At 60.3% G+C, this 6,303-nt stretch carries 9 protein-coding genes and 1 pseudogene; 7 read left to right on the top strand and 3 right to left on the bottom strand.

All coding sequences use genetic code 11. The annotated features are described in order from the left end of the window. Nucleotides 1-1,200, top strand: a 1,200-nt coding sequence (locus MKK70_RS09545; protein WP_243947220.1) for a porin, incomplete at its 5' end; no start/stop codon positions are given. Between the two features lie 130 nt (nt 1,201-1,330). Here the strand turns inward: MKK70_RS09545 and MKK70_RS09540 are convergent. Beyond that, nucleotides 1,331-2,230, bottom strand: coding sequence for a hypothetical protein (locus MKK70_RS09540; RefSeq protein WP_243947218.1), 900 nt, complete (start codon nt 2,228-2,230; stop codon nt 1,331-1,333). 554 nt (nt 2,231-2,784) lie between these two features. Between MKK70_RS09540 and MKK70_RS09535 the strand changes: the two genes are divergently transcribed. From MKK70_RS09535 to MKK70_RS09515, 5 genes and pseudogenes are all read left to right on the top strand, one after another. Beyond that, on the top strand, nt 2,785-3,018 hold the full coding sequence (locus tag MKK70_RS09535) for a hypothetical protein (RefSeq protein WP_147727486.1): 234 nt from the start codon (nt 2,785-2,787) through the stop codon (nt 3,016-3,018). 389 nt (nt 3,019-3,407) lie between these two features. Then, nucleotides 3,408-3,704: a hypothetical protein gene (locus tag MKK70_RS09530; protein WP_243947222.1), complete on the top strand. Its 297-nt coding sequence runs from the start codon at nt 3,408-3,410 to the stop codon at nt 3,702-3,704. Nucleotides 3,705-3,708: 4 nt separating this feature from the next. After that, nucleotides 3,709-3,819: pseudogene (locus MKK70_RS09525) on the top strand (IS1595 family transposase); the annotation flags it as partial. Nucleotides 3,820-4,055: 236 nt separating this feature from the next. Further along, nucleotides 4,056-4,322 (top strand): hypothetical protein, encoded by a 267-nt coding sequence (locus MKK70_RS09520; RefSeq protein ID WP_243947216.1) that lies wholly within the window; start codon nt 4,056-4,058, stop codon nt 4,320-4,322. An 18-nt stretch (nt 4,323-4,340) separates the two neighbouring features. Further along, nucleotides 4,341-4,802, top strand: coding sequence for a hypothetical protein (locus MKK70_RS09515; protein WP_243947214.1), 462 nt, complete (start codon nt 4,341-4,343; stop codon nt 4,800-4,802). Nucleotides 4,803-5,092: 290 nt separating this feature from the next. Here the strand turns inward: MKK70_RS09515 and MKK70_RS09510 are convergent, their stop codons facing one another. Beyond that, nucleotides 5,093-5,296: a hypothetical protein gene (locus tag MKK70_RS09510; RefSeq protein WP_243947212.1), complete on the bottom strand. Its 204-nt coding sequence runs from the start codon at nt 5,294-5,296 to the stop codon at nt 5,093-5,095. 126 nt (nt 5,297-5,422) lie between these two features. On the opposite strand from MKK70_RS09510, the gene MKK70_RS09505 reads away from it, so the two are divergent. Beyond that, a complete protein-coding gene (locus MKK70_RS09505; protein WP_243947210.1) occupies nt 5,423-5,734 on the top strand; it encodes a hypothetical protein in 312 nt (103 codons plus the stop codon). A gap of 185 nt (nt 5,735-5,919) precedes the next feature. Here MKK70_RS09505 and MKK70_RS09500 read toward each other — a convergent pair whose 3' ends face one another. After that, nucleotides 5,920-6,159, bottom strand: coding sequence for a hypothetical protein (locus tag MKK70_RS09500; protein WP_243947208.1), 240 nt, complete (start codon nt 6,157-6,159; stop codon nt 5,920-5,922). Between the last annotated feature and the right edge of the window lie 144 nt (nt 6,160-6,303).

The raw sequence follows: 6,303 nt of genomic DNA, 5'->3' as shown, positions 1-6,303 counted from the left end.
CAGTACGTGAACGCCGACAAGGCCTTCATCCAGTTCGCGGGCTTCACCGCCGGTCGCGCCTCGTCGTTCTTCGACTTCTACGCTCACGACTTCGAGCTGGCCGGCGCCACCGCCGGCTCCGACGTGTCCTCGACCAACCTGCTGGCCTACACCGCGACGCTGGGCAACGGCTTCTCGGCGACGATCTCGGCCGAAGACCCGACCTTCCGCCGCACGCCGATCTTCTCGCCGAGCAGCAACGCAGCTAACGTGACGCTCAACACGGCCGCCGCCGCGTTCGGGCAGACTAACTCACCGATCCCGGTGTTCATCGGCTACACTGGAGCGAACCCGACCCGCTACAGCTTCGTCGATGGCATCGAGCGCAACCGGATGCCCGACTTCGTCGGCGCGCTGCGCTACGATGCGGCCTGGGGCTCCGCCCAGCTCACCGCCGCGGTGCACGAGCTGAACGTCGGCAACGTCGCCAATGGCGCCGGTACCGGCACGGGTACCAACGTCAGCATCCCCCACACCAGCAACGAGTACGGTTACGCGGTCCAGGGCGGCGTGAAGGTCAACCTGCCGTTCATCTCCCCCGGCGATACCCTCTACCTGCAGGGCGCCTACGGCGTCGGCGCGCAGATGTACACCGGCTACTCCTCGTACACCGGCTCGTACATCCAGAGCACGACCACGATCCAGGGTCAGAAGTTCGCGCAGTACTTCTCCGATGCGACGATCAACCCATTCACTGGTCAGATGTCGCTTTCTGACAGCTTCACCGTGGTCGGCTCGTACCTGCACTACTGGTCGCCTGAGTTGCGTTCGGCCGCCTTCGGCTCCTACGGCGAGCAGAGCTTCTCGGCCGGCGCCCGCGCCGGTCAGGGTAATGCTTTCACGCTCACCGGTGGTACTGGGTACGGTTCAAACTCGGTCGGCACGCCCGGCACCCGGTTCTATCAGCTCAGCCAGGCGCTTCGCGACACCTACCAGTTCGTCGCCGGCGCGAGCCTGATCTGGTCGCCGGTGAAGGACCTCGATATCGGTGTGGAAGGCCTCTACACTCAGATCGGCGTCAAGAACGGCCGCGTGATCGACACCGACAAGGATCCGACCGCCTACTCGCGCATCGCCGCGATCAACGCCGGCGGCGCCGTTCGCACCACGGTCAGCGACGACGTCTTCCAGGCCAAGGTCCGCGTCCAGCGCGACTTCTAAACCAACCTAATATGTGCGCGGCCTCGATTGGTCGCGCACATGCTCATCGAAAGAGCCCGAGACTCACTCCAGGCCCAGCTTCGAAGCTGGGCCTTTTGATATTTCAACGCCATTTTTTATTCGGCTTTCGTTAGGGGTTGATCCCCAATCGGGCTCGAATTGCACTGTCCTCCAACAGGATGGCTTGCCGGTCATGTAAAGAGGGCCCAAGAGGGTGAGTAATTGTATCCACCCCTTCCTCGCCTACACGGATAATCCCGACATTAAAAAGTTCGAGTTTTTCCCTGAGCGCAACAAGCTCGTCAATAGACACCCAATTTGGCGCACACAAATAGTATTGCGCGAAGAACGTTCCTTCAACGGCGGCTTTTAACGCAGCTTTCGTTGCGACATGTGAATTGACATCTCCATAAAACCTTAGCCCCTCGAATGCAGCAATTTGAAGTTTGTCACCAATTACGAAATCGACGTAAAAATTCGGATGGCAATAAGGATACCGTCCGGGCCAAATTTTGAGTGGCCCAAGTGGCGAGCTCTGCTCCAAGCCTAAAATTTTCTTAAGTGTATCGCGCTCGGAAATATTCTTAAATAATCTGCCGGTAAATGATCTAGACGATTGAAGACCTGCACTCATTGCAGAAATCTTGCTTCCGGGCTCTTTTTTGATTTGGTCGTAAACGTTGCGTAACTGCCGCAATGTCAATCGATCCGTGCCACAAACTATATTCTTGGCTTCAAATTCATTTGCCTTCGCAATGCGGGTAATTACCTCAAGATTTGACATAGGCCATTCGAGGGCATGTGACGGCAAATTATTCAGATTGATAAATTTTTTAATGAAGGCATATGTCCTAATGCTGATCCACAGTTGGCTTGTTGTATAGCCCGTCAGATGCGCAGCTACTTCGACCCATGGTCTGCCTTGGTCGTCGACGCTGCCCGCCGACATAAGTTCGCGAAGGGCTTCCACGATGAGAGGCCAAGGCACTTCTCTCGAACGCGCTTCAGTGAGCACCTCTATCGGACTCATGCAGAATTCCCTGGCTTTGAACGCCTTTTGAGCGATCAAGGTTCTACATCAAGTCGCCGCCTCCGGCTGCGCAGGCGCGTTGCCAAGCTCATAAACGCCATCGTTCTCGGTGGCGTCGCCCTTACGCTGCTTCCAGGCCAGCGTGGTGATCAGGTCGAGCGTCGACCCATGATGCGGACCTCGGTGCTCTCAACGCGCCTCGACAACGCCATCCCTGGGGCTATCCTGCTTGCATGCGCATAGCCCTCACCGCCCTCGCTCTCGTCGCTATGGCCGGAAGTGCCAGCGCACAGCAGCAACTGCCGACTGTCCCAGAGCTGCTGACGGCTGAAAGGAAGGCCTCGCAGGCGTGTGAGGGCTCAGGAGATGCCGACGTCGCCCGAGAGCAATGCCGTCTCCGAGATCGCCTCAGTGGCCGCCTGGCACAAGCCGGCTACTGCTGGGGTCGCAAAGGCCAGACCGACGAGAAGAAGCAGTGGCACGCTTGTCAGCCGGACTCGATCTACGAGGACGATATCGAGGCTGTGCAGCGCTGAGCCAGGAGCTGCAGACCGATGCACAAGCTTCCACCGGGCAGCCTCTACCGCCTTCAGACCTTGGCTCAGACCGGCGCAAGCTTCTACAAAGTGACCGCGTACATGAGACGCCTTGAGGTGCTGGGCCTAGTCGTCGCCACGGGGCGCACAGACCCGAAAACAGACTGCAGCGAGTACAGGATCACCGAAGGCGGGCGCGCCGAGCTCAGGGAGCGCTACGACCCACCAGCGCCAGATCCTTCAGAAGGCTGAAGCGCTCCGCCTAAGCCGACGGCTTCGACCTCATGGCCGACCTCTGCAGGGCAAGCGACTGCCGATCCAGCGCTGAAGCGCTTCCAAGCCGAGCGTGTCGCGATCGATATAATGCTCGGCAGCAGGCCGTGCGACGGGTCCGATGGAGCGTCGAGGTCTACGACGCGTCGGGCCGGTACGCGCTGTCGAAACTGTTCACCGACGTCCTCGCCAACCGACAAGCGCGGCAGGGGTGATGGCGGCCGACAGCCACGTTGAGCCGCCCCGCCCGCACTCCTATCCCCGCCGGCCCACATCCGGCGAGATCCATGGCATCACCCGCACCGCCTCGAACCACGCCTTCCGACGTCCAGGCCTGGCGCGATGCCCTTGAGGCTATGAAGCCCACGGTGCCACCTTGTCCGGGGTTCTCGGCTCAGCGCTGGCAGGAGATGCGCGAGGCGGCGATCGACTTCCTCGATCGGTTCGGAGAGGACGCCGTCGCCCTGGGCTGGACGGCCACCGACTTGTTCGGCGTGCACCCGACCGTCGGCGTCGTCCGCGTCGACTACTGCGGCGGCCTGATGATCAACGCCCGCCGCGTCGAGGCGATTGGCGACACCTGGATCCAGTACGGGAACCAGACCTTCCGGCGGGACCGCCCGGGGCGGCCTGTCGGCGTGCCGGTTTGGGAAGCGCAGCGGTAGGCACGAGGATCACCGACGCGTCAGCAACGGCGTCCAGTACCTTATGGCAACGAACGCGGCTCTCACGCACCCGGTGTCGCGGCAGTGGAAGGGATATTGGCAGCGTGCGGCATAAATGGGCGGCAAATCAGACAGCCTGATCTAACCCATTCTCAGACCAATCAAATTGAGAATGGCACAAACTCACTGTCTCGCTAGACCACTCAGAGCACCCTAGAAAAGGTCAGCGTCGCTTACCTATATGTCGATTGACAGCGCTCATGTTTGGCGGAACATGAGCCTTAGGTTGGTGGTTCGGATGAACTGATCGCTAACCGCGGGCACGTCAAACATGGAAGCCAGGAGGCGGCCATGCCCACGACCCTCGTACCACAGAGAGACATTGAGCCTAACATGAGAGTCCCCGCAGCGTGGCGGACATTCCTGACGGTTGTCACGATCGGCAAGGGCTCCCTTGCTGGTGCGGGGGCAGCCATTGCCTTGCTCGGCTTGTATGACGTGGCTGCCGCCGCGTCGGCGCAGGAGTGGCTGCATCAGCTTAAGCCCTCTTACATTGACGCCGCAACGGCAGGTGGTGGGCTTGTTGGCGGTGCGATCACTTGGTTTATCAATCGGTAGCCGTATTAAGCTACCGATATGGAAAAGGTCCTCGCGATTTGGAGCTCTGTATCAAGCACGCTTGCCGCGGGGGCAAAGATCGCCTTCTTTCCACCTGATGTAAATCAGATGACGGTGTTCTATCTTGTTTGGATAGGACTGTTTTTCTCTATAAATACTATTTGGGACATATTTACCGATAAGACTCCTTCGTTCCATATCGCGATGATGAAGGACAAGATGGACGTACTCTATGGAGCGTCTACATTTTGCTCTAGTTTATTAATTCTGATTGGATTGGCCAGTCCCGAGGTTGGAAAGCTCTCGAAGGACACCATACTTCCATTGGTTTTGGCCGGTGGCGCAGGATTACTGCGGGGGCTCCCAGCTCTATGCCCATACAAGCCCGACTTCGAACGCAAGCCTGTGCCTGACGTCCAAAATATACAAGCTCTCGGAATGGTGCCTCCTCCTCAGAAAGCGCCTCCTGCTGCGTCATGAAGCGCGCTGGTATGCCAGAGTAGGTTCCCCCGCCCATCCGCGACGCCTCGCACCACTCGATCCGCCTTCAAAGCCCGCAACGCCTTCGACACCCGCCGAGTGTGCTCCGTCATCAGCTTGCAGTCGCATGCGACGTAGCGGATCAGCAAACCCGTCGAGCGCACGAAAAACCCGCCGCGGCTGATGCCGGGCGGGCTGAGTTTATCTCGGGTAGTAAAATGTGAGGCGGAAGTGTTTCACCTGGAACGCCTACGCAATCCATGTGCCAACGCGACGACACTCAGCGTTAGCTATTGGACCCGGGTTGTCGGCTCGGTCTCCGTCGATTTCTCCAGCTCGACGCGGCCCTTCGAGAAGCCGTCCAGCCAGGCAAACCGAAGGGCGAACGCCGTGTGATCGTACGGACATTCGCCCGCGAAGCGCTTCTCTTCCATCCCGGCTTCCGAGCCGAGCCGCATTGCTTCGGCTTCCTCGTTCTGCGTGCTGCCGTCCATCAGCTTCTCCCGTGATTTGGAATGCTGCCACTGCTGCCTTCCGAACCCGTCCCCAAGCCAAATACGTTCATCCTAACCCAAGGTTTCCCCGCTAGCCGCTGGCGCGCGGAGGCTCGCTAAGCGAGTGTGCCGGCCGAGATCGCAGGGGAAGCCGCGATGCGGATGGATAGGCCCAAAATCACGGACGAACCGGACCCCGAGATCCGCAAAATCGTCGAGGGCTTCCACCGCTGGTACGATTGCGCCTCACTTGCTGAACAAATCGCCTCGCAGCGCACTCGAGCTGTCCGGACCTGCCGGAATAACCGCAAAATCCTGAGGCTGCCGGGCGAGCCAGCGCTTCGGGGCTATGCCAGTTCGGCGCTGCGGCGCGCGCAGGTCCGGCTCCTGCGAATTCGGATATGGCGGGCGACCGGGGTGTATCCGGGCGAGGGGTAGTACAGGCACAAAAAAGCCCGCCACGGCGGTTACCGGGCGGGCTGAGGTGATGTCAGGGCCAGAGGAACCCCTTCGATGGCCGGGACGTAGCGCGGGCTGGTTAACAGAGAACGAAAGAGCCCGCCGCGGCCGGAGCCGGGTGGGCCAATGACGATGCAGGCGGCAGGCTTCCCCGCGTCTGAGGTTCAGAGCCCCTTCTTCATTCCAATGGTTCGGCCGCCGCCACGGCGCATCATGTGACGCCGCATGGTGTGGTGGCGCATCATCGAGCGCCGGCTCATCCGCACCTGGACGGTCGGGGCCTCAGGCTGGACGAGGCTCGGCGCCGGGGCGGGCGTCGCGGCGGAAACCGCACCAGCTGACATTAGAACGGCACCGAAGGCCGCGGCTGCGACCGCAGACGCTGTGAAACGGATCTTGGTCATCGGGGCCGGTTCCTTGCAGCGGCACCGGGTTGGTGCCACGGCGGGAAACCACAGGCACGATCCGATCGTTCCTCAGTCACGATTGCTGTCGACCAGCTACATTTCAGGGCAAGTTTGAAAAGATTTCTACTGAACTTGGCGGTA

The sequence above is a fragment of the Methylobacterium sp. E-041 genome, assembly GCF_022829665.1.
In the GTDB taxonomy this organism is placed as follows: domain Bacteria; phylum Pseudomonadota; class Alphaproteobacteria; order Rhizobiales; family Beijerinckiaceae; genus Methylobacterium.
This window is presented reverse-complemented; position numbering and strand designations above follow the sequence as displayed.

Coding starts and splice junctions, on each gene's coding strand:
- MKK70_RS09540 (WP_243947218.1), bottom strand. CDS start 2,230: ATGAGTCCGATAGAGGTGCTCACTGAAGCGCGTTCGAGAGAAGTGCCT.
- MKK70_RS09535 (WP_147727486.1), top strand. CDS start 2,785: ATGCACAAGCTTCCACCGGGCAGCCTCTACCGCCTTCAGACCTTGGCT.
- MKK70_RS09520 (WP_243947216.1), top strand. CDS start 4,056: ATGCCCACGACCCTCGTACCACAGAGAGACATTGAGCCTAACATGAGA.
- MKK70_RS09515 (WP_243947214.1), top strand. CDS start 4,341: ATGGAAAAGGTCCTCGCGATTTGGAGCTCTGTATCAAGCACGCTTGCC.
- MKK70_RS09510 (WP_243947212.1), bottom strand. CDS start 5,296: ATGGACGGCAGCACGCAGAACGAGGAAGCCGAAGCAATGCGGCTCGGC.
- MKK70_RS09500 (WP_243947208.1), bottom strand. CDS start 6,159: ATGACCAAGATCCGTTTCACAGCGTCTGCGGTCGCAGCCGCGGCCTTC.